Origin of the sequence: Clostridium sp. SY8519, from assembly GCF_000270305.1 — a bacterium.
In the GTDB taxonomy this organism is placed as follows: Bacteria; Bacillota; Clostridia; order Lachnospirales; family Lachnospiraceae; genus SY8519.
Genome location: NC_015737.1, coordinates 2,721,412 through 2,743,927, shown reverse-complemented (window position 1 = coordinate 2,743,927; position 22,516 = coordinate 2,721,412). Strand labels below are relative to the sequence as shown.

Annotated in this window: 22 protein-coding genes; 20 read left to right on the top strand and 2 right to left on the bottom strand. The window is 40.7% G+C overall.

What is annotated here, in order from left to right; translation table 11 throughout:
• Positions 1 to 98: 98 nt before the first annotated feature.
• Entirely contained in the window at positions 99 to 1,310 is a 1,212-nt protein-coding gene (locus CXIVA_RS12710) for an IS256 family transposase (RefSeq protein WP_148267826.1), read from the bottom strand.
• Positions 1,311 to 1,588: 278 nt separating this feature from the next.
• Here CXIVA_RS12710 and CXIVA_RS12705 point away from each other — a divergent pair, with 278 nt between their 5' ends.
• From CXIVA_RS12705 to CXIVA_RS12675, 7 genes are all read left to right on the top strand, one after another.
• A complete protein-coding gene (locus CXIVA_RS12705; protein ID WP_013978449.1) occupies positions 1,589 to 2,404 on the top strand; it encodes a nuclear transport factor 2 family protein in 816 nt (271 codons plus the stop codon).
• Between the two features lie 19 nt (positions 2,405 to 2,423).
• Entirely contained in the window at positions 2,424 to 3,701 is a 1,278-nt protein-coding gene (locus CXIVA_RS12700) for an MFS transporter (protein ID WP_013978448.1), read from the top strand.
• 113 nt (positions 3,702 to 3,814) lie between these two features.
• Positions 3,815 to 5,398, top strand: a complete 1,584-nt coding sequence (locus tag CXIVA_RS12695) for an acyl CoA:acetate/3-ketoacid CoA transferase (RefSeq protein WP_013978447.1) — start codon at positions 3,815 to 3,817, stop codon at positions 5,396 to 5,398.
• Positions 5,388 to 6,533 carry an acyl-CoA dehydrogenase family protein gene (locus CXIVA_RS12690; RefSeq protein WP_013978446.1) on the top strand — a complete coding sequence of 382 codons (1,146 nt, stop codon included), beginning with the start codon at positions 5,388 to 5,390 and terminating at the stop codon, positions 6,531 to 6,533. Before CXIVA_RS12695 ends, CXIVA_RS12690 begins: the two co-directional genes overlap by 11 nt.
• A gap of 303 nt (positions 6,534 to 6,836) precedes the next feature.
• The gene (locus CXIVA_RS12685) at positions 6,837 to 7,187 is read left to right on the top strand and encodes an arsenate reductase family protein (protein WP_347475652.1); all 351 of its coding nucleotides are present in this window, start codon (positions 6,837 to 6,839) and stop codon (positions 7,185 to 7,187) included.
• Positions 7,188 to 7,211: 24 nt separating this feature from the next.
• Positions 7,212 to 7,973, top strand: coding sequence for a YdcF family protein (locus CXIVA_RS12680; RefSeq protein ID WP_041729192.1), 762 nt, complete (start codon positions 7,212 to 7,214; stop codon positions 7,971 to 7,973).
• Positions 7,974 to 8,092: 119 nt separating this feature from the next.
• Entirely contained in the window at positions 8,093 to 9,472 is a 1,380-nt protein-coding gene (locus tag CXIVA_RS12675) for an ATP--cob(I)alamin adenosyltransferase (protein ID WP_013978443.1), read from the top strand.
• A 178-nt stretch (positions 9,473 to 9,650) separates the two neighbouring features.
• Here the strand turns inward: CXIVA_RS12675 and CXIVA_RS12670 are convergent, their stop codons facing one another.
• Entirely contained in the window at positions 9,651 to 11,129 is a 1,479-nt protein-coding gene (locus tag CXIVA_RS12670; protein ID WP_013978442.1) for a nucleotide sugar dehydrogenase, read from the bottom strand.
• A gap of 476 nt (positions 11,130 to 11,605) precedes the next feature.
• On the opposite strand from CXIVA_RS12670, the gene CXIVA_RS12665 reads away from it, so the two are divergent.
• The 13 genes from CXIVA_RS12665 (at position 11,606) to CXIVA_RS12605 (ending at position 22,402) form a co-directional block, all read left to right on the top strand.
• Positions 11,606 to 12,139, top strand: coding sequence for a VanZ family protein (locus CXIVA_RS12665; protein ID WP_013978441.1), 534 nt, complete (start codon positions 11,606 to 11,608; stop codon positions 12,137 to 12,139).
• 40 nt (positions 12,140 to 12,179) lie between these two features.
• Entirely contained in the window at positions 12,180 to 12,341 is a 162-nt protein-coding gene (locus CXIVA_RS14145; protein ID WP_013978440.1) for a hypothetical protein, read from the top strand.
• Between the two features lie 151 nt (positions 12,342 to 12,492).
• The gene (locus CXIVA_RS12660; RefSeq protein WP_148267825.1) at positions 12,493 to 13,299 is read left to right on the top strand and encodes a hypothetical protein; all 807 of its coding nucleotides are present in this window, start codon (positions 12,493 to 12,495) and stop codon (positions 13,297 to 13,299) included.
• Positions 13,300 to 13,489: 190 nt separating this feature from the next.
• Positions 13,490 to 13,675: a hypothetical protein gene (locus tag CXIVA_RS12655; RefSeq protein ID WP_013978438.1), complete on the top strand. Its 186-nt coding sequence runs from the start codon at positions 13,490 to 13,492 to the stop codon at positions 13,673 to 13,675.
• The gene (locus CXIVA_RS12650; RefSeq protein WP_193763327.1) at positions 13,653 to 14,114 is read left to right on the top strand and encodes a hypothetical protein; all 462 of its coding nucleotides are present in this window, start codon (positions 13,653 to 13,655) and stop codon (positions 14,112 to 14,114) included. Before CXIVA_RS12655 ends, CXIVA_RS12650 begins: the two co-directional genes overlap by 23 nt.
• 41 nt (positions 14,115 to 14,155) lie before the next feature.
• Entirely contained in the window at positions 14,156 to 14,674 is a 519-nt protein-coding gene (locus tag CXIVA_RS12645) for a hypothetical protein (protein ID WP_013978436.1), read from the top strand.
• On the top strand, positions 14,646 to 15,617 hold the full coding sequence (locus CXIVA_RS12640) for an MvdC/MvdD family ATP grasp protein (protein WP_013978435.1): 972 nt from the start codon (positions 14,646 to 14,648) through the stop codon (positions 15,615 to 15,617). Before CXIVA_RS12645 ends, CXIVA_RS12640 begins: the two co-directional genes overlap by 29 nt.
• A complete protein-coding gene (locus CXIVA_RS12635) occupies positions 15,610 to 16,212 on the top strand; it encodes a hypothetical protein (RefSeq protein WP_013978434.1) in 603 nt (200 codons plus the stop codon). Before CXIVA_RS12640 ends, CXIVA_RS12635 begins: the two co-directional genes overlap by 8 nt.
• Positions 16,213 to 16,854: 642 nt before the next feature.
• The gene (locus tag CXIVA_RS12625; protein ID WP_242822936.1) at positions 16,855 to 17,997 is read left to right on the top strand and encodes an IS66 family transposase; all 1,143 of its coding nucleotides are present in this window, start codon (positions 16,855 to 16,857) and stop codon (positions 17,995 to 17,997) included.
• A 227-nt stretch (positions 17,998 to 18,224) separates the two neighbouring features.
• A complete protein-coding gene (locus CXIVA_RS12620; protein ID WP_148267823.1) occupies positions 18,225 to 20,669 on the top strand; it encodes a type II restriction endonuclease subunit M in 2,445 nt (814 codons plus the stop codon).
• Between the two features lie 191 nt (positions 20,670 to 20,860).
• Complete coding sequence (locus CXIVA_RS12615) at positions 20,861 to 21,562, top strand: hypothetical protein (protein WP_197535548.1); 702 nt, start codon at positions 20,861 to 20,863, stop codon at positions 21,560 to 21,562.
• Between the two features lie 395 nt (positions 21,563 to 21,957).
• On the top strand, positions 21,958 to 22,158 hold the full coding sequence (locus CXIVA_RS12610; protein ID WP_013978430.1) for a hypothetical protein: 201 nt from the start codon (positions 21,958 to 21,960) through the stop codon (positions 22,156 to 22,158).
• A gap of 34 nt (positions 22,159 to 22,192) precedes the next feature.
• Positions 22,193 to 22,402 (top strand): excisionase, encoded by a 210-nt coding sequence (locus CXIVA_RS12605; RefSeq protein WP_041729184.1) that lies wholly within the window; start codon positions 22,193 to 22,195, stop codon positions 22,400 to 22,402.
• Positions 22,403 to 22,516 lie beyond the last annotated feature (114 nt).

The window sequence follows — 22,516 nt, the reverse complement described above, 5'->3', positions numbered from 1 at the left end:
CGGTTCGTCTTTGGGCTGTTTTGTAAGCGATAGACGTGTTCTTTGATAGTGTCAAGATTTTTTCGCAAATTCAATTTCAACCATCGGATTCTTGGTAGTTAGACGGCAGACGCCTCAGCTGTTTCCGTATTGTTCATAAGTTCCATCTGGAACAGATGATCCATGTTGAGATACCGCTTGGTTCCCCAATCCGAAGCCGCTACGTAACGAAGTCTGGCGCAAACCAGCATCAAAGCACTTTGCCCATCTGGAAACGCCCCGATTGCCTTGGTACGCCGCTTGATTTCTCGGTTGACTCGCTCTGTTACATTGTTTGTCCGAATACGGGTCCAATGTTCTGTAGGAAAGTCCATGTAGGTCAGAGTTTCATCTACACCGTCCTCAACTTTCTTTGCGGCTGCAGAGAGCTTCATTTCACGAAGTTTCGCAACAACGGAAGCTGCCTTTTCGCGTGCTGCCTCTTTGTTCTCCTGCGCGTGGATGGCTTTCAGCATTAAGGATACTTCCCGCATCCTGCCTCGAGGGACTACGCTGAAGACATTCCGATAAAAATGTACTGTGCAGCGCTGATATTTCGCTTCCGGAAATACATCGGCAATGGATTCCAGCATACCAAGGCACTTATCACCAACGATTAGTCTGACTCCTGTAAGGCCCCGCTCTTTAAGCCAGATAAAGAAGTTATGCCAGCTTTCAAAATCTTCCTTCATGCCTTCTGCAGCGCCGATGATCTCGCGGTAGCCGTCTGTAGATACGCCGATAGCAACAAGGACGGACACGTTCTGCACTTCGCCGCCCCAGCTGCGTTTCAGATAAATACCGTCAACATAAACGTATGCGTATTCACCGGTCAATTTTCGGCTGCGCCAGGTTTCGATATGTTCGTAAGCCTTCTGATTGAGATTACTGATCGTTCCTGGAGATACCTTAGTTCCCCAAAGAGCTTCTGTGATATCCTCTACGCGGCGGACGGATACCCCGGCCAGATACATTTCGATCAGAGCTTCTTCGACGGAGCATTCCCTGCGTTTATAGCGTTCGATGATGGCTGTCTCAAACTGGATGCCTTTCAATTTAGGAACCTTTAATTTCACGTCTCCTGCAGTTGTGGTGAAGTTTCTCTCATAATGACCTGAGCGGTAGCCATTACGATTCTCTGTACGTTCATACTTTGAAGCGTTGACAAGTTCATCCGCTTCATGATCGAGCAGGGCATTCAGCGTTTCTTCAACACTGCTGCGGACAAGATCTTTAAGATCATGCTTTATTAGGTCTTGATTTAACTGTATAATGTTATCGGACATAGTCATTGCCTCCTTGGTGGATTTTGTGTGGTAACTTAATTTTACCGATGGCAATAGACTATGTCTATTTTTATTCAATTGAATTTGCGAAACTTATTATACGTTATCTGTTCTTTTTCATATCTTTTTGGTATAGAAGGTTTTAGATAATAATAGAATCTGATTATCATTCGATATTTTATCACTATTATACAAGTTGGGGCGTGAACCGGTATAATCAAATTATAGAAAAGCAGGCCGGCTTTTGCAGCACGTATCACATAATGTATTTTCGAGGGAGCCTTATGGAAGTAAAAGAATTAGAAAAAAAGATCATTGAACTAAAAACAGACATAGAAGCCCTGCGAGTAGAAAAACAGCGTCTGCTGGATATGGAAGAAATCAAAAAGGTTATGTGTAAATACGAATATATGCATTATCCGATTCTGTTCCCGGAAAAAATTAAGGAAGTGTTTGCATTGGATGTGCCTGATGTCAGTATGGACGTAGGAGATTCAGGAATTTTTGTTGGCCGGGAAGGGATTGAAACAATTTTCCTGAAAATATTAGGAACAGCGAGATTTGCTAAGGGAGCATTCTTTATGCATTGTGTAACTACTCCAGTGATTGAAGTAGCAGGAGATGGTAAAACGGCAAGAGCAGTATTTATGTCACCAGGTATAGAAACTTATTATGAGGATCAGAGGCACACGCCGCCGGAATGCTATAAGGAAGGGCAGGCAAAGATGGAGGCATATTGGGCTTGGGGCAAATATAGTGCTGATTTTATTAAGCTCGAAGATGGTTCATGGAAAATATGGCATTTGAAATGGTGGAGAGATTTCCGAAACAGTTTCTATAAGAGCTGGGTGGATGATGCTGAAATGACGGATAAAAATATTGGGTATATGAAGCGGAAGGATACGAAAGATATGGCAGATCTTCCATTCCATAAGCCTATGAAGTTTAATCAACCATACAGTCAGTATGAACGAAAAGTCCCTTTACCTATGTACCCGTTACCATATGAGACCTGGGATGGAAATGTGGATTGGCCATTTAGAGGCTTTGAAGATTTGATTGGAAAGACAGAATATGACATAGAAGACAGAGTTTGGTAACCCCAGCGAGGTGGACATTATGAAAAAATATGCATTTGGAGCCCGTGGATGGTTTTTGGTTCTCTTTGGTATGTTAATCATTGTTCTCTGTACAGCAATACCGGCGACAATGAACTTAGCAGTCAATATGTTTGTTGAAAAAGGATTCAATCGAACTGTTTTATTATCACTGCAATCCTATGGCGGTTATGGTGCACTGATCTGGTTTGTTGTACTTGGCTTTATCACAAAAGGTGGTAAAACAAACTATAGGTATCTTGAAATCGCAGTTGGCTTGATATGGACTGTAAGTGTTGCCTTATGGGGAATCATTCCTAACCAGGCGGGATTTGTAACCATTTACATTATTTCATTTCTTTGCAGTCAGACGATGTCATTAATCGTCGTAAATAACTTAGTTGCAAACTGGTTTCCGAAGAAAAAAGCTCTTGTAATTGGCCTTATCACCATTGGGTTTACATTAGGTGCAGGTACAGGTGTTTTATTATTCACAACATTACTGAAAAATTTTGGATTTGTTGGCAGCTATGTATTCTATGGTGTTGCTATTGCTGTATTAACCGTATTAGGCTTTGTGATACTTCGAAATTATCCAGAAGAGTGTGGAGGATATCCGGATAATGATCACAGCATGACACGAGAGCAGGCAGATGCAATGCTTGCAGAGGGAAAGCGATTAGCAGCAAATAGTCCCTGGACAAAGCGCAGATTACTCTCTACTTGGCAAACATGGGTTTTAGGAATTAACTTGGGGTGCGGTATGTTCCTGGCATCAGCTGTTCCGTCACAGCTGATCCCCAGATTATTAGAAGCAGGATATGAGCGTCCTACTGCAATTGCAATGATGTCAGCATGTGCATTCATTGGGTGTTTTGGCAGCTGGTTTATTGGGGCCTTAGACGATAAGATCGGTACAAAGCCGGCACAGATTATTATGCTTATCTGTGGAGCGGTTGCATGTGTATTTACTACATTAGGTGTAACAGCGTTAATGTGGATTGCCCTTATCTTGCTTGGAGCGATTTTAGGTGGATCCTCTAACTTCTCTACTTCATTTACAGTTCGTTTTTGGGGACGCTACAATTTCCAAAATGCTTATAGCGTAATTGTTGTTATATGTCAGTTATTTGGTTCCGCGGGTGCAATGGTTACTGCGATGGTAGCAGCAAGGAGTGGTTACAATGTGGCATATCTGGTACTTGCAGGTGTCTGCATTTTGGCGATTGTATTGATTATTCCAATTAAGGATGGATTTGTTGCAAAACGTGAGAAGGAATTTAAAGAAGAGAAATGTTAGGCTTAGGATGTAAATCATAAGATTATCAGATTGTTGTCACAGTAAAATAATGAAAGCCTGTGGTAAATAAAATTTGTCACAGGCTTTCACTATTCAATCGGGAGAAAGAGAAAATGGCAAAATTTGTTTCAGCAAAAGAGGCTGCACAATGTATTACGGATCATGCAACGGTTGCTTTGGCTGGATTGGGGCTGGCAGGTTGGCCGGAAGAGATAGCCTGTGCGATTAGAGATAATTATAAAGAATGTGGACATCCTGCAGATTTGGCCTTGCGCCAGGGCAGTGCAATGGGCGATTGGAGAGATCGTGGAGTTACCGTATTAGGAGAAGCTGGTGAAGGATTGATCACTCGATGGTCTGGAGCACATGTTGGATCTGCATTTGCGCTTAATAAATTAGCAGTTGAAAATAAATTGCAATGTACATGCTTACCACAGGGCTGTATTGTCAATTTATGGCGTGAAATAGCGGCCGGAAGACCGGGACTGCTTACAAAGGTGGGATTGGGAACATTCGTTGATCCCCGATTTGGCGGGGGAAAAATGAATGAATGTACCACAGAAGAATTAGTTCGATTAACTGAGATTGATGGCGAAGAATATTTATTCTATCCTTCATTTAAATTAGATGTCGCATTATTAAGAGGCACGATTGCGGATGAAAATGGAAACATAAGTTTTGCACACGAAAGTATATTAAATGAAGGTCTTGCAGTAGCAACTGCAGCCCATAATTGCGGTGGTATTGTTATTGTTCAGGTCGAATATATGGCAAAGGCAGGAACTTTACATCCAAAGGAAATAAAAATTCCAGGAATATTAGTAGATTATGTAGTCATTGCACAGGATAAGAGGGCGTGCTGGCAGACAGAAGGGGTTTATTACGAGCCAGCTTTTAATGGGGATATAAAGAAGCCCGTTGATCATATTGCCCCAGTTCCATTTGATGTCAGAAAGGTTATAGCAAGACGATGCGCAATGGAATTAAAGAAGGGCGAGACGATTAATCTTGGAGTTGGCATGGCTGCGGATACCGCAAGCATTATTGCAGAAGAGGGTTTTCAGAATGATGTAATAATGACAACGGAAAGTGGAATGATTGGAGGAGTACCAGCTGCCTTACCAAATTTTGGCAGCGCCTATAATCCGGAGGCAATTGTAGATCATGGAGCAATGTTTGACATGATAGATGGTGGTTTTTTAGATGTAACCATCCTGGGTATTGGGGAAATCGATAAATATGGAAATAATAATGTTAGTAAAATGGGAAACAGACTTACAGGTCCTGGAGGATTTATAAATATTACCCAAAAAACGCCTAAAGTTATTTTTTGCGGAACATTAGTAGGAAAAGCGAAGTATAGATTAGGTGACGGAAAGATAACTGTGACACAGGAAGGAAAAATCAAAAAATTTGTCAATCGTGTAGGACAGATCACTTATTCAACAAGGTATAAAGATCCGGAGCAAGAAGTTATTTATATTACAGAACGCTGCGTTATGAAATTGATCAATCATCAGCTTACCATTACTGAAATTGCACCGGGCATAGATCTTGAAAAAGATATTATGAATTGTATGGAGTTTGAACCGGTAGTAGCAGATAATCTTAAAGTGATGGATCCCAAAATCTTCTTTGAAGAATGGGGACGGCTTGGAGATTATATGGGGAAGGAAGCAAAAAAGGATGAAAAATAGTATTTACTTTGACGAGGGTCACGAAGAGATTAGAAAGCTGGCACGGGATTTTGCAGAGAAGGAATTGGAACCAATCGCAGCTGAGATAGATAGAACGGATACGTTTCCAAAAGAAATTGTAAAATTGATGGGAGAATTAGGATTTTTTAGTTTAAAAATCCCGGAAGAGTATGGCGGCTTAGGATTAGACATGCGTAGTTATGTGTGCGTAATGGAAGAAATTGCAAAGAAAAGCGCGGCAGCTACTCTGTTTATTTCTTCCGCTAATTCCTTATCTACTGCACCAATTGTATTATCAGGTACAGAAGAACAAAAAAAGAAGTACCTCCCAGCAGTGGCGAGTGGTGATTCGATTATTGCTTTTGCTCTAACGGAGCCAAATGCCGGTTCAGATGCAGCATCTATTCGCACGAAGGCAGAAAAAGATGGGGATTGTTATGTGTTAAATGGTGTGAAATGTTTTATCACAATGGCACCAATTGCGGATTATTCCATCGTATATGCAAAAACGGATCGTGAAAAGGGAGTAAAAGGCATATCCTGCTTCATTGTTGATATGCATTTACCGGGAGTATCCACCGGAAAAACTGAAGAAAAAATGGGCCAAAAAGGAGTACCGGTCAGTGATCTGGTTTTAGAGGATGTAAGAGTACCAGCGGATTGTTTGATTGGAGAGTTAAATATGGGATTTATTAACGCTATGAAAACGTTATCTGTTGGCAGAATTGGTGTATCGGCGATGTGCCTGGGAATGGCACAGGAAGCAATGGATCTTGGGATTGATTTTATTACTCAGCGTGAACAGTTTGGAAAAACATTGTCGAAAATGCAGGCGTTGCGGTTTATGATTGCAGATATGGAAACAAGGTTAAATGCCGCCAAATTGCTCACATATCATGCTGCGTATTTGCTTGATCAAGGTGTAGCAGCAGATCAAGAAGCATCTATGGCAAAATATTATACAGCTGAAAATGCAATTGATATTGTAAATAAATCACTCCAGTTACATGGCGGCTATGGTTACTCCAGAGAGTATGAAATCGAAAGAATATACCGGGATGTACGTGTATGCTCTATCTATGAAGGAAGTTCACAGGTACAGCAAATTGTTATCGCTGGTAAAGTTCTAAATTAGGTGACTTATTTATTTAAAGATCTGGCAGCGTACGATCAGATAACAGAAAACAACACTGGTCGCTGCTAACCTGATTACGCATGTTTTTATTAAGAGAATGAAAAGATTAAAAATACTTTTGATTTTCTCAAGATAGTGGTTGACAGTTGTTTTCCAAATGAGTAGAATGAAACAAATAGAAAAAGTTAAACTTTTGCAGAGCGGCATTGTGCAAACGATGTTAGCTCTGTTTTTCTTTGCACATTTAGAGATTTACTAGTGTACCATTTTCGAACAGGTTATGAAAGAGGAGAAGCACTTATGATTACAATATTAGCTTACAGAAAATGCAGCACATGCCGAAAGGCTTTAAATTGGCTGGATGCATCAGGCATAGAATATCTGGAGCGTCCGATCAAAGAGGAGCATCCGTCTTATGAAGAACTGAAAAAATGGTATGAGATGAGTGGATTTCCTCTGAAGAAATTTTTTAATACAAGCGGAAAACTCTATAAAGAAATGCAGTTAAAGGACAAACTGCCGGAAATGACGGAAGACGAACAGTTAAAACTTCTGGCTTCAGATGGTATGCTTGTGAAACGTTCGCTTGTGGTCGGTGAAGACTTTGTGTTAGTCGGATTTAAAGAAGCTGAGTGGGAAGAAAAACTGAAATAATTGCAGGAGGAATTTCTGGCAGGAATGAAAAGGAAGATAGTGTTTACCGTGTGGATTCTTTTGGCGCTTCTGTGCCTGGTATATGGCATTGCGGTGGGGACAGTGGGATCCGGCACACGATTTTTCGTGGTGTGGCTGGGCCTTGCTGTTGTGTTTGCCTTGTTTGCTGTTGCGGTGAAAAAGAATCTCTGGGGCAGGCTGCCTGGAATTATCCAAAAAATATGTTTGGCAGTCATCTGCCTGGGGCTGGCTTTTTTTGTGATTGTTGAAGGATGTATGATCAGCAAATTTCATGAAAAAGGTCAGGCAGATCTGGATTATATTATCGTTCTTGGCGCGCAGGTGCATGCGAATGGCCCCAGTGTGGTACTGCGCTATCGGTTGGATAGCGCAATTGCGTATTTACAGGAGAACAGCGGGACTTTGTGTATTGTTTCCGGCGGGAAGGGTTACAATGAACCGTTCACGGAAGCGGAGGGTATGGCAAAATATCTAAAAGAGCACGGCATATCCTCGGATCGGATTCTTCTGGAAACAGAATCGCAGACAACAGCTGAAAATATCGCGAACAGCCGGGCGTATTTTGGGGAAGATGCGTCAGTCGGAATTATCACGAACGATTTTCATATGTTTCGAGCCCTGCAGATCGCAAAAAGTCAGGGATTGCAGAATGTGTGCGGCATTTCGGCGGGATCGGCCAGACGATATCTGATGAATAATATGCTTCGGGAATTTTTTGGAGAGATCAAGTATCTGTTGCTGAGAGCGCAAACAATCACTCGCTGAACACTGTCTATAATAATTCGGCGAAAACTGACTCGGACGTGACCGAATGAAATTGACGCTACTGTCGAAAGGGATTATAATTTAATTCGATACAAACCGAGTTGGAGGTGATCGAGCAAATGAAGTTCTATGGAAGAGAAGCTGAATTAAAGAAACTGAAAAGAATGTACGCTAAGGATACTATGTCTGTAGGGCTGATATACGGACGCAGGCGAATTGGAAAGAGCGAGCTGATCAAGCAGAGTCTTAAGGAATGCAGCGAAAGAAGTATTTATTTTGAATGCAAGAAAACGACAGAGATGAATAATGTTGAAAGCCTGTGTGAACTTCTGGCAGAAATCTACCATTTTCCCAAGCCTTCTTTCCGGAATATCGAGGAATTGCTGGAATATCTTTTTGCAGGCGCAAAAGAGGAGCCGGTAATCTTGATCCTGGATGAATATCCTTATCTGCGGGAAGTAGTAAAGGGACTGGACAGTATTTTGCAGTCGCTGATTGATAAATACAGGGAAACATCTAAGATCCATTTTATTATCTGCGGTTCCTATGTGGATGTTATGAAAAATCTTTTGGAGAGGGAGAATCCGCTGTATGGCCGTATTGATCTGACAATTGACCTGGGACAGATGGATTACTATGATTCGGCGCTGTTCTATTCCTCTTTTTCGGAAGAGGACAGGGTACGTCTTTACAGTGTATTCGGCGGAATTCCTTATTATAACAGATTGATCGATTCGGAACTGTCCGTGAAAGAAAATATCATTGAACTGATCGCTGAGCCGGGAGCACGTCTTGAAAATGAAGTAGCTATGTATCTGAGTTCGGAGATTTCAAAAATAACAAATGCCAATGAAGTTTTCGAGACGCTGGCGAAAGGATATTCCAGATACAGTGACATTCTGTCACAGTCACATGTGAGCAGTGGCCCGACATTGGTAGACGTGCTTGATAAGCTGATTCGCATGGAAGTTGTGACAAAGGAAGCACCGATCAATGATGAGAATAACAAGCGTAAGGCCGGCTATTTTATCATCGATAATTTGTCCCTGTTTTATTACCGTTATATTTTCCGCTATCAGTCGCAGAGAAATATTATGGATCCGGAGATGTTCTATGAACGCTATATTGCCAGGGATTTCGCAGAGAGCTATGTACCGCATATCTTTGAACGAGTGTGCAGACAATATCTGATCCGTCGGAATCGAAAGGGATTGATGGAAGAACCGTTTGAACGCATCGGTAAATATTATTACAATGATCCGATCAATCACAGGAACGGTGAATTTGATGTGGTAACAGAGGATTCGAAGGGATATATTTTTTACGAAGCGAAATTCCGTGAGGCGCCTTTAAGCGCAAGCCGGATCCGTGAAGAGATTCACCAGGTGGAAAATACAGGACTGAAATGCTATAGATACGGCTTTATTTCAAGATCCGGATTTGATGCAGAACCGGACGAAAATATGATTTTCATATCCATCGAGGATCTGTATAAGTAATAGGACCAATAAGGGGATCCGTCCGATGTGGCAAGGCACGTTCGAAGAGGCGCCACAAGGCATGCTGCTGCGGCGCCTCTTCAAACGGAAGCCAGTCTGCGGTTAATTGCGCTGAAAGACAAACGGAAGCCAGTCTGCGGTTAATTGCGCTGAAAGACAAACGGAAGTCAGTCTGCGGTTAATCACGTTTAAAGATATCCCGGGTGTAGACTTTTTCCCTGACATCATCCAGGCAGGAATCGTATCTGTTGGCAATGATTGCCTGACTTTTCTTTTTGAATTTTTTCAGATCATTTACGATGGCAGAACCAAAGAAGGTTTCTCCATCTTTTAAAGTCGGTTCATAAATAATGACAGCAGCGCCTTTTGCCTTGATTCGTTTCATGACACCCTGGATCGAAGACTGCCGGAAATTATCGGAATTCGCTTTCATGGTTAAGCGATATACGCCGATTACACAAGTTTTTTCCTGATCCGGTGTATAGTCACCATGGTTGTTATAGTCATAGTAGCCAACCATATGTAACACCTGATCGGCAATGAAGTCTTTTCTCGTCCGGTTGCTTTCCACGATGGCGGAAATCATATTCTGGGGGACATCATTGAAGTTTGCCAGAAGCTGTTTGGTGTCTTTGGGCAGGCAGTATCCGCCGTACCCGAAGCTTGGATTGTTGTAGTGCGTGCCAATGCGCGGATCCAGACATACACCGTTGATGATTTCCTGTGTGTTCAGGCCTTTGGTTTCCGCATAGGTATCAAGCTCGTTGAAGTAGGATACCCGGAGTGCCAGATAGGTATTGGCAAAAAGCTTAACTGCTTCTGCTTCGGTGAATCCCATAAAGAGGGTGTCAATATTTTCTTTGAGGGCGCCCTGCCGGAGCAGTCTGGCAAAGATTTCTGCCTGTTCCCTGGATGCTTCGTCGCAGGACACAATGATTCTGGAGGGATAGAGGTTGTCATAGAGGGCCTTGGATTCACGGAGGAATTCCGGGCTGAATATAATGTTTTCTGTGTGGTATTTCCTTCTGACGGATTCCGTATATCCCACTGGAATCGTGGATTTAATAACCATGGTGGCAGAGGGATTTACCTTTAATACCAGCTCGATGACGGATTCCACGGCGGAACAGTCGAAGAAGTTTTTTCTGCTGTCGTAATTGGTCGGAGCGGCGATTACCACGAAGTCAGCATTTTTGTAAGCAGTTTCGCCGTCCAGGGTTGCGGTCAGATCCAGTATTTTTTCGGAAAGGTATCGTTCGATGTATTCGTCCTGGATGGGAGATTTTCTCTGATTGATGAGGTTGACCTTTTCCGGAAGGATGTCAACGGCAGTGACGTGGTTATGCTGCGAAAGAAGCGTGGCAATGGATAATCCGACGTAACCGGTACCGGCGACGGCGATATTGTATTTTCTGTCGATGGCCGGTTTGGGCATAGCCGGTTTGTCTTCTTCGAATAAATCAACCACTTCAAAGTGAAGGACTTCAGCGATTGCCTGAAGCTGGTGAATGGACGGAATATAGTCGCAGCTTTCCAGGCGGCTGATCATGCCGCGGTTGATTCCGGTTTTTTCTGCAAGCTGTGCCTGGGTGAGCTTCAGTTCTTTTCTGTTTTTTGTTACGGTATCAGCCATCTTGCTGATCGATAATTTTTTCATAAGGATTCTCCAAATGTTATTATTTATTACACAAATATAAATGAAAATGCGCCATCTAAAGTATTGTATCAGTAATCAGAGATGCTGTCGATATAAAAAACAAAAAATGACAGTTTGTGTTTTTGGACGAACGAAATAACATTTAAAATAACATTTGAAACCACAGCTGAAATCACATGCAAGGATAACATGCAATAACGATCCTGCAAAGGAGATGCATCAGCTGGATTTTGGCAAGCCAACTGATGATTTATAAACGAATGATTAAAAAAATAGAAAATACAATTTATGTATTGACCAGGATGGAGCTCCATAGGGTATAGTAAAGCCCTGGAGTGTAATTTGATTCATGCGGATGAAATGATCCATGCAGATGGGAAAAGACGGTCTATGAAAATCCGCGCGGCGTGTGAAGCATGATTTCCCTGTGGAATTGTGCTGTGACTCATTAGAGAATAACTTGGAGCTGTAAGTAAATGGATATTTATCATATATGGACAACATATAATAAAGAATGGTCCGGGAATGAGATAGTGGCATTCAGTATCTTGCTTCTTATGACAGTCATCGTGGCAGCAGGATGCGTATACAGAAAAAAGATTCGTATCATACAGGCAGTGGCTGTTGTGATGATGGTGATATTTCTCGGAATCGTATTTGAATCCACGGTATTTACCAGGACAAGCACGGTTCGCCAATATGAATTAATGCCGTTCTGGTCGTGGAAGGCTGTTTTGAAATACAAAGACTTGACGTTGTTAAAAGAGATTCTTCTGAATTGTATCCTGCTGTTCCCGGCCGGGGCATTATTACCGATCATTGCAAACCATAAGATAAAATGGTATCGGGCCTTATTGTTTGGGCTGCTGGTATCAGCAGTCATAGAAACCAGTCAGTTGGTATTTATGCGGGGATTATTTGAATGGGACGATATGATCCACAATGGATTTGGCTGTATGATGGGGAGCATGGTTTTTCAGTTGGGGGTGAAAGTGAGAGGCGGGAAGTGATGAATGTGTATTTTGCCGAAACATCATAACAGAAAAGGCGATGGACAGTATTGTGTACTCCGTAGCCAATTTGGATGCCGAAACCAGGGAAATGATCCTTGAACTGCTGCCACACCCGGATACGATTTCCAAAGAACTGACCGTTGTCTACAGGGATCTGGAACAGGCCGGGGATTTTTTTGAAAAAAATATATTTTTTTAAGACGACAAATCGGCAGATTGCGGAACCAAAGTAATTGCAAAGCATTAAAGTGCTTGACTGAAGAAGACGATGCATGCAATAATTATCTTAACTATAAATATCGGAGGTGCAGCATGGTAATAAACAATAAAATAAATAAGAAATGGAGAGTATGAAAATGAAGAAGTCTAGTTCGATGCGCAAAAGGAATTCCGCTATCTTTCATTACTTGGTGCTGACTGTTTTTGCAGCCGCTATTCTGCTGATTACAACATGGGCGTTCGGTATCAATGCGTATGCTGAGAGTGTCCCGAGTGCAAAGATTGTATCACCTGCAAATGGCAGCGTGCATCAGGTCAATCAGCCAATAACTGTTAAAGCCAAGGTTGAGGGTTATGGTCAGGGTGAAAGCAATAACTACTTTACTTATTTGGCGACTGAAGTTAGATATAACGGAAAGAAGCTAATTATAAGTGATGTATGTGTATGGAATGGTGCGGAAGTTGTTATGGCGACATTCACTCCGGAAAAAGCCGGCACATATGATATACTTGCTTGTATGTACTATGACACAGCTTGGGGCACATGGCATAAGGTACCAGGCAGTATAGAGCAGCCTGATCAGAAGATTAGCATTACAGTAAAAGGTTCTAAGAAGGGCAATCCGCTGAAAATCAAAGCCAGGACTGCTACGGTCAAAGGAAGTACGAAAGGCAAGAACGGAAAGCTTAAGAAAAATAAGACGCTGGCGGTTACTAAGGTGGTTGCCTTCACGAAGAAGGGACAGGGAAAATTAGCATATGCTAAAGTCAGCGGCAACAAGAAGATTGTCATCAACAAGACCACCGGCAAGGTTACCGTAAAGAAGGGCATTAAGAAGGGTACCTACAAGGTAAAGGTCAAGGTGAAAGCGGCAGGAAATAACAAATACAAAGCGTCCGCCTGGAAGACAGTGACGTTCAGGGTAAATGTGAAATAGGATGAAATGCATCGGAAAAGCAAGGGGCAGACAGCACTCTGTAGGAACAGGGTGCTGTTTTTTGTGAAAAAATGTCACCGGATGACTTTGAAAAGCTATACGAGCAGACAGACGAACTGCGCTTAGTAAGTTAAGATAAGGATAAATTTCTCATTTTAACTTGCGCTAAATCTTGACATAGGACCACAACATGATAGATGATGAGGTGGTGAAGGCAAAGAAAGAGGCAGCCCAGGAAATGGCTGTGGCAAGCGGAATAGAGTACATCATGTATCCGGGAAGTGTTATTACTAGCACACACATCCTGGAATCTGATATCGCCACGGATAACGAATTACAGCAATTAAGTTTATTTGAGAAGAACAACAATATCTGAATGTTTGCCGAAGAGCATAAGTCTTTTCATAAGGAAAATGTATGAAATCCTTCTGAACTATGTCAACTTTCCAGCTCTTCGACTCACTCTACCCATGGGAATCTATTCTGATATTAATGATGTTGTCAGTGCTGATCTGGAGGATATGCAGGAGAAAATAGAAAACTTGACGATTCCTGTAAGAGAGGCATGGGGAAATAGAACGCACGAGCCAGGAGACGTTTTAGGCAGTCTCAGCAATACTATTTTTCAAGGGGCTGTAGATGTTCTTTTTGACAGAGGTTATCTGAATGCAGTAGAGCTTAAGAGAGCTTTCTATGATGCTGGTATTTGCCTTAATTCAAGAGACATGGAAGATCTGATGGGATTAAAACCGGGAACTCTTGAAACAGAATCAAAGATTGTGCCCTTTAAGCCGAAGATCGAGCCGAAGTGCTGACAGAACTAAACCATATATTCTGAATTACGAGGAGATATTATTTGAGACCACTATTACTCACAAAAGAAACAGAACGTGAACATGGAGCGAATTCTCCAAAGAAGCTGTTTCGTTACGACTATCACACAGACATGAATATGCTGAACGGGAGACCTTTCATCGAGGCAGGTTCACTTCGTAACCGGGAGCTCTTTTCGAAGACTGAGGCGCAACGTGAACGAGATGATGAGGAGCCTGGTTATTGTCTAGAGATGATGACCAAAACAAGAGAACAGCGTGAATCAGATGATGAGAGCGCCTGTGCCATGAATTTACAGACAGAGAGTCATCTTCATCGTGGTTGTTCCACTGAGGGGACGCTTGTTTTTGAGGGTGAAACCCTAACGCATGCAGACCGTGAAAAAGATGACGAAGAGAGAATGACTCTGGAGTCAGAAACCATCACAAAAGTCAGTCGTGAAGGAGTTGATGAAGAACCCGGATATATGATTGAAATGTTCAGCAAAACATTTGCTGATAGAGAAAGAGACGATGAAGAAGATTCTTATTATAACCAATAAAGATGATGTCACTGTTGATTTCATCATTAAGTTGCTCCAGAAGGACGGCATAGAATACTATCGATTTAATACTGAAGACCTTTTTACAGTTGTTGATGTCAGATTCAGAATTGATGTGGATCAGTACATACTCTGTGACAAAGCCAAGAAGATAGAAGTTGACCTGAGTGAGATCTCAGCTGTTTACTTCAGAAGACCAGGGCTTCCGGATTTTCAGTATATTGCAGATATCTCGGGAACTGAAAGAAAGTACCTGATGAGAGAGACTTTATCGGTACTTGATGGAGTTTACAAGAATCTTAAGGATTGTTTCTGGATCAATGACGTATTCAGAATTCGTGAAGCGGAGAACAAGCTGTTTCAGCTGTCTATGGCCAGAGATGCAGGGTTTGATATTCCGGAGACTATTTTGTCAAATGATGCGGATTTCGTAAAGCAAAGCATGAAACAAATTGATGCTGATGAAGGCTTCGTTATAAAGGCAGTCAGGTCAGGAAATGTCGACCCGGAGACAGCAAAGACCATTATATTTACAGCCGATATCGATCCGGAAGAGGTTACAGAAGAAAGTATAGGTGAATTTCCAGCATACATACAAAGAAAAATATCTAAAAGATCGGATCTGAGAAGTATTGTGGTTGGTGATAAGGTATTTACAGCTGAGATTATTTCGCAGAATGATGAAGATGCAAAGACCGACTGGCGCAGGAGCACCAGAGTCCTTGAACACAGGCCTTTCTTGCTCTCACAGGATATCAGTAATAAATGCATTGAATTGACAAGAAAGCTTGGACTTGTATATTCTGCCATTGATTTTGCACTTGACGATAGTGGGAAACCAGTATTTCTAGAATGTAACCCGAATGGTCAGTGGGCATGGATAGAAAACAGGCTTGGATTTCCAATAAGTAATGAGATAGAAGGATTGTTGCTGCATGGTTAAACTACTCAAAGTGATCCGGGAAATTTTCTTTCCATTGTTAGAAGGAGATGTTCCAAAACCGAAATTATTCAAAAAAGAATCCTTTAAATTTTCTGAAGAGGAGACTGACAAACTTATTGAAATAGCAAAGGAATACCAGGCTTCTGAAGATGACAGGAGAAAAGAGGTGGAATCCAAAGCATCGATCTTTATAGGAACTTTCGCTGTTGCCACAACGATTATGCTCAGCCTGGCGAAAGATTTTATAAAAAAAGAGGTCTCGGTGCCTGCACTTTTGACAATTGTTATTGTGGTTGTCACGATTGTATATCTTTGTATAGCGATAATATTTTCGATAAAATGCCTCTCAAGAAAAAATTTTAAGGTGGTCGGATTCCCGGAATGGTTATTGACAGATAAGGATACTCTGGAAAAAAAGAAAGATTTTCTTTTTGAATTGTTGAATGCTGTCAAGACCAATCAGAATGTAATCAACGAAAAAGTTGATTACATGGTCATGGCACAGGAATATTTCAAGAGGGCTGTTGTCTGCGTAGGGGTACTGGCGGTACTTCTGCTTATTGAGGCAATAGTTAAGGCTTTGTCTGGTATATGACAATCTCTCGCCTGTCACTTGCGATTATTTTTATTGTCATCATTCTTCTTGTCAGTGATTAAGCCTTTTGTCAGTGTCTCTCGGAGGGTCGGATAATTGAAGTTAAATATGTCATATAATATCTGACAGGTAATCAGCATAATGCTGATGGTTGGCTTGCTGTTTGAGCCAGAAGTTAAGACGATGACGAGGAAGATAAAGAAACATATGTATGACGCTGATTCCACAATATCGTCAGCAATCCAGAGTAGAGGAGTGATCTTGAAAAAGTTTGACTCGGGATTATCCATTGCCCTCTGTTCTATGTTACTCCTTATAAGCAAATTACTGAATATAGATATAAGGTAGTGTATTACAAGGAAGATGAAAAAATAAATGGTGATTCTTCCGGACGTAAAAAGATTCTCTGAGAAGACAATCGGTACTTTTCCCTTTGCGTTCTGTAAACGTCAAATCGCACGCCTAGTCAGGCGGCTGGATTTCTGAGATACTCTGGAAAACTCACAAAACTACAGGTTTTTCAGAGGAGGACTCAGAGATGGATCAATCAACACATGAAGTAAGACTTGCCCACTGGAAGGAGGTGGTCGCCCAGTGCCAGTCCAGACCGGAAGGTATGACGGCAAAGGACTGGATGAATTCTTGAGGGCTGATCGTCCGAAAGACCTGCTGCGTAACTCGGTAGTCACCCATTCCCTTGAAGCGGCAATCCTGAATGGCAAGTACACCAACGCGATGCCGCTGTACCGGATGGAGCAGCAGTTCAGAGCCAACGGGATAAAGATATCCCGGCAGACAATGGCCAACTGGACGATAAGTGTTTCGCAGAAATATCTGACACCTGTATGGGAAAGGCTGAAGGAAGAACTCTTAAAGCTGCCGGTGATACAGGCGGATGAAACCACCTGCCAGGTGATCCATGACAATGATCCTTCTGATCCGGCTGACAGGAAAAGTTCCGCCGGACACAAGAACTTCATGTGGGTGTACCGGTCGGGACAGTTCAGCAGGGACCGGCAGATCGTCCTTTATCAGTACTGCAGGGGACGGGACCACAAATATCCGCAGGCATTCCTTGGAGACTATCATGGCGTTGTCGAGACAGACGGCCTGCAGCAGTACCACATGCTGGAGAAGCTGATCCCGGGATTTACAAATGCGAACTGCTGGGTGCATGGCAGAAGGTTCTTTGCAGATGCCGTCAAAGCGCAGAAGAAGAATGACAAAGCAGGTGCGGCTGGTACAATTGCAGGGCAGGCTCTGAAGCGGATCGCGAAGATGTATGACATAGAAAACACTCTGGGCAGCCTCAGTGCAGAAGAAAGACTCAGCGAACGTAAGAAACAGATCGGACCGCTCGTTGACGACTTCTTTGCGTGGCTGAAAGAACTGCAGTCAGTGACGGAGGTCCTTCCGGGAGGGAAAGCCGGAGACGGAATTCAATACTGCTTGAAGCAGGAGAAATATCTGCGGGTCTTCCTGACAGATGGAAATGTCCCGATGGACAATTCAGCATCTGAAAGAGCTATCCGTCCATTTACAATCGGCAGGAAGAACTGGGTAATAATCAATTCCGTGAAAGGCGCAGACGCCAGCGCAGTGATCTACTCGATTGTAGAGACAGCGAAACTGAACCAGTTGAACATTTATTATTACCTGGATGATCTGCTGGAGAAACTGCCGGAGCTGGCAGATGAAGATGGAACGATAGATCCAGATGATCTGGATCCACTGCTGCCATGGTCGGACAGCCTTCCGGAAAGATGCCATAAGAAAAGCAGCTGACAGATGGTCAGCTGCCTTACTTTGGGCGGTGGCGGATGATTTGACGTTTACGTAGCAAGACAATTTAAAGGATATAAAAATGTTCCAGGTCCTTCGTTTTTTACTTATAATGGTCGACTTGTTACGGATATAGCAAAAGAAACTCAGTGGAAAGAATAAATGATTACAAAAAGGAATATGAAATAAGGAAGGACCTTGAATAACCGTCAGAGAATAGGTGATTAACATTGAGAACGACGACATACTGGAAAATACGAAAAAAGATATTAGACTTGATTTTTAAAATAAAAAAAGTTTGTTTTACTATTGATAGCAGAAAACAGTCTAATAAAGAATATAGATCATTTACACAACTTCTTTTTAGACGATTTATTACGGGGGCTGTAAAGGGATTCCTTTTAGCGATTGTTTTAAGAATATTGGATATACAGATTTTGGAATTTGGCTTAAATAATATTTGCGATAGCAGTATGTTGGCAGATGTAATTATTGGAGAGTTAGGTGTAGCAGGTGTTATTCTGGGTTTATACTGTTCAAATATTTCAAGCGTATATTCAACAAGATATGCTAATGCTCCAGAAAAAATAGCTATTGCATTTCAATATGATAAATTAACGGTAACGTGCTTAAATGCCATTAGTGGATTTATCATATACGGAACGATTGTGCTTGTTGAGTTGTTATTGGGGTATAAAGTTGGCTGGGGGTCTGTAGGGATATTAATTATATGGTCAATACTTGTTGTACTTTCTTTTGGAATAACTGGAAATAGAATATATCAGTTGTCGGATATTTTTAGGGTGGCAGATGATTCACATATTCTTTTGGAAAGAGTGGTTTCAAAAAATTTAAAGCAAGAACTATATGCTGCTGATACAAATTATCAAAACCATTTTTGTAAGATTTCTTCGGATAAAATAGAATTGCTTAAAGTGATTCAAAAATATGGGTGTAATCCAGATTTGACAGACAACTCTCCCGTTCTTAAGTTCATGTGCACGAATGTAGGTTTAATTGAACGGTATTGGAATGTTAAGAGGTATATTTCGAAGGACTCATATTGGTTTAGAAGAAAAGGGACGTATCAGAAGTGGCATTTTGCTGATGATACGGAAGCGTCAATGGCGCTAAGAACAGGGACTGCACTACGACCAAAGGAAGAACCAAATTATTATTGGTTTGAAGATGAATTGATGTCGATAAATCATTCGTGCGTTAATTATTTAATTAAAAAGAATGATTGGGGAACTTTATACAGTTATTTTGCAGTGTTCGAGTCAATTTGTAAAACTGCAATAGAAAAAAAAGAAGCAAGTTATTATGTGGGACAAATAGATTGGCTAAAAAATGTTATAAAAAGCGCTGTGGATAGCACCAATATGAAAGAAAATGTCGCTTTTGCAGGTATAGTTGAACATATTTCCCTTTTATATTTGGATTTGATTTTAGAGTCAAGTAAGTATCTTCATAATCTTAATCTTGATGCAATTAGTAAATCTGTAATTGAAGGAATTGATACAAAAAAATCGTATGATTCTATTAAAGAGGTTAGAGGAAGAGATTATATTGACATATATAAGAAAATAATTACGGAGGTTTATGCAGAAGGTCACAGGATAACTCCTAATTGGTTAATTAAGCAGTATGTGGCAAAAGAAGAATTTGTTTACGTAAATTCTTTATTTGACATGATTAAAGAAGGTATTGAGCATGCGTATTCATTGAGCCGCTTTTTTATTGAAAAGAACATGCATTACGAAGCTTGTATTATGCTTACAAGATTTTATGAATATGAATCTAAGTTATTAAACTTCTACATGTATGCAAATCAGGTTGAGGAGGCTTTAAATAGCTATCATTTAGATTCTGAAGATAAATGGGATGGCAGTAGATTAGCTGGAGTGGAATCGAAATTCTTGGAATATAAAAAAGAGCTCCCGGAAATGTTACTAAAGTGTTCAAGTGCTTTTGCAATTAAAAACTGGGATAGGAGAGAAGAATGTCCTGATTTCTTAGGTGAGTGTTATAACCATATAGCAGAAGATACTGTTGACGCTATTGTTAGGTCAGATAAAAAGCAATTTGAAAAAGATTTTGAGAATCTTACAAAAATAATGCTGTTGTATCAAGAATATATTAGATCGGATTTTATAAAGAATAAAGATTTATATAGAGTAGAATATGCATACTATATGTTTACTTCTCCGATTGTTGAATGGGCACAAATTGGAGGGCTTGGAATATTGTGGGGGGAATTTTTCAAAGATATAGAATGGCGTAATATTGTAAAAAAAGTGTCTAAACAAATATTAATTATAAGAGAAAAAGAAGAAAAATCAACGGAGGTTGCTGCACAGTTAATTGAATTTATATCACAGAGAGATAAATTTCTGTTTGGTATTGGTTCGAGAGATATCCTTGAGACACGTTGGAATCAATTTGTCGAAAATGCAATAAGAGAATCTGCGGTAATAGAAACTGAATATGCATTGTTTGGAGAAAAAATTAAGACAGATAGTAAAATAATAACAGCGTTTTGTCCTGATTTTTTAAGGGCAGGATTCTCTTCGGATCCTTCTGAGGTCTTTTGGATTATTTGTGTCAATCCGTTGCTTCCTGAAGAAAAGCGGTTTCGCTCTAGGTTTTCATTGGAGGATGATTTGAATGAATAATACTCGTAGAATAAAAAGAAAGATGGAAAAAAATATATAAACGTCCCCATGATAACTTGTATTCGCATAGATTTTACAGTGATTTATTTTCTGGCTATGAATTTTCACTAAATGATAATAAATTGCGTAGAAGGGATTTTTACAGAATAATATCAAATGATAATGAAATTGTAGAATTGTTTAGAGCACAAATGCATTACGATTTTTCATATGAGTTTGGCCAAAATGTTGATAGAGTTCTGTATAGCTTGGCTGTTTATGGAAAAGCATATATTTTTATAAAACCAGAATATACTGAAAAGACTGAAGAGAATGGAAGAGAGGATAAAAAGCTAAGCGCTATACATATAGGAGAAGTAAAAGGTATTCCTAAGAAAAGTACGTTTTACATAAAATCTTTTTCAAATGAAATTTGTGAGCTGAATATTAAAGAAGGCATATTGATTACCTTTAAATTAAAGGAGTTTGGATATAATAGAAATTACTTTAAAAAGCTTGTAAAACGACTGGGTAAATATGATGCTACATCCAATTCACTTGAATTAATTAACAATGAGCCTACATATGATTTTAACGTACACGTTGAGAAAAATAGAAAAAAATTCTTGAGGGAAGTGAGAGATATTGGATGGAGTTTTGGAACGGATGGCTTGTCAGATAGTTATATTTTATATAAACAAATCCAATTGAAGCTATTTAAAATGCGTATGCTAAAAATAGTGCTTGAAAAAATTAACCAGGTGGTATCAACAGAGTATTTTCCTAATAAAGAATTCAGAATCGAGGCATCAACTAGTAATATTGATTATGAAAGAGCGTGGAGCAGATTTCAATGTGGAGAGCTTACAGTTTCAGAATTGGGTGATGTGATATGGAAAGGAATCACTGCTTGATTATAAGAGTATTTGTAGTCTCACTTTTGGGGTGTAAACTCTTGAACAACTTTATCAGAATTTGCCAATGTTTCTTTTTAGGCACTTCTGGTCCAGTGGACCAGAAGTGCCTTTGCTATGATTGGCGTTAGCAACCTTTCTTCGCGGGCGACATAGGAGCACGGATTTTTGCATAAAGGAATTGTGTACCTTTATGCGTATCCTGTTATATTTTTTGTTTTTGCTTGTATCAATGTATATACCGCTCCCGTAGTGCACACTGCACGCTATAATAGAGCAGGTCTTCCGCTGTTTTAGTGCACCCTTTCCGCACTGCACAGCAGAGCGGAAACTTTTCTCCTATAATGATATCGGCATACTTACGTGTGACTATCATTATAAGGAGGTCGATAACCATGGTAGATTATCGAGAAATCCTGAGGCTGAAGAGCCTCAACTACAGCAACGTTAACATTGCATCTTGTGTCCACATTCTCGCAATGTGTACGCCGGTTTATGTCGGTGGCAACAGTAAGCGAGAGAAGATGGCATCAGATCATTATCAGGATTTAAAAGAAATATTTGGAAAGGAGGAGCCTTCGAATGGAAATGATTAATATTGAGGACTATAAGGATTCTACATTGGCGAAGATGTCGGAGCAGAAGAAGCAGACAGTGCCGATTGAAGCGAAGGTAGCCCTCACTATTAAAGAGGCTGCAGAGTATTCAAATATTGGAATTAACAAACTGGAGAGCATACTTCGCTCGCCAAGATGTCCTTTTGTATTATATGTCGGAAAAAAGAAGCTTGTAAAGCGGAAGGAATTTGAGAAATATATATCAGATAACATAGAAATCTGATTCGGCAAAAACGTGATGAATTCGGGCTTTTTCGCCTGGTAAAAAATGAAACTACATTGTAAAGAGCCCTTGATTAGTGTATAATATACGAGCTGATTTGGGGCTTCTTTAAAT

Coding starts and splice junctions, on each gene's coding strand:
- CXIVA_RS12640 (WP_013978435.1), top strand. CDS start 14,646: ATGAAGAAGATTCTTATTATAACCAATAAAGATGATGTCACTGTTGAT.
- CXIVA_RS12675 (WP_013978443.1), top strand. CDS start 8,093: ATGAAGTTCTATGGAAGAGAAGCTGAATTAAAGAAACTGAAAAGAATG.
- CXIVA_RS12695 (WP_013978447.1), top strand. CDS start 3,815: ATGGCAAAATTTGTTTCAGCAAAAGAGGCTGCACAATGTATTACGGAT.
- CXIVA_RS12655 (WP_013978438.1), top strand. CDS start 13,490: ATGATAGATGATGAGGTGGTGAAGGCAAAGAAAGAGGCAGCCCAGGAA.
- CXIVA_RS12670 (WP_013978442.1), bottom strand. CDS start 11,129: ATGAAAAAATTATCGATCAGCAAGATGGCTGATACCGTAACAAAAAAC.
- CXIVA_RS12700 (WP_013978448.1), top strand. CDS start 2,424: ATGAAAAAATATGCATTTGGAGCCCGTGGATGGTTTTTGGTTCTCTTT.
- CXIVA_RS12605 (WP_041729184.1), top strand. CDS start 22,193: ATGTCGGAGCAGAAGAAGCAGACAGTGCCGATTGAAGCGAAGGTAGCC.
- CXIVA_RS12660 (WP_148267825.1), top strand. CDS start 12,493: ATGAAAATGAAGAAGTCTAGTTCGATGCGCAAAAGGAATTCCGCTATC.
- CXIVA_RS12665 (WP_013978441.1), top strand. CDS start 11,606: ATGGATATTTATCATATATGGACAACATATAATAAAGAATGGTCCGGG.
- CXIVA_RS12705 (WP_013978449.1), top strand. CDS start 1,589: ATGGAAGTAAAAGAATTAGAAAAAAAGATCATTGAACTAAAAACAGAC.
- CXIVA_RS12710 (WP_148267826.1), bottom strand. CDS start 1,310: ATGACTATGTCCGATAACATTATACAGTTAAATCAAGACCTAATAAAG.
- CXIVA_RS12610 (WP_013978430.1), top strand. CDS start 21,958: ATGGTAGATTATCGAGAAATCCTGAGGCTGAAGAGCCTCAACTACAGC.
- CXIVA_RS14145 (WP_013978440.1), top strand. CDS start 12,180: ATGGACAGTATTGTGTACTCCGTAGCCAATTTGGATGCCGAAACCAGG.
- CXIVA_RS12635 (WP_013978434.1), top strand. CDS start 15,610: ATGGTTAAACTACTCAAAGTGATCCGGGAAATTTTCTTTCCATTGTTA.
- CXIVA_RS12680 (WP_041729192.1), top strand. CDS start 7,212: ATGAAAAGGAAGATAGTGTTTACCGTGTGGATTCTTTTGGCGCTTCTG.
- CXIVA_RS12690 (WP_013978446.1), top strand. CDS start 5,388: ATGAAAAATAGTATTTACTTTGACGAGGGTCACGAAGAGATTAGAAAG.
- CXIVA_RS12615 (WP_197535548.1), top strand. CDS start 20,861: ATGCATTACGATTTTTCATATGAGTTTGGCCAAAATGTTGATAGAGTT.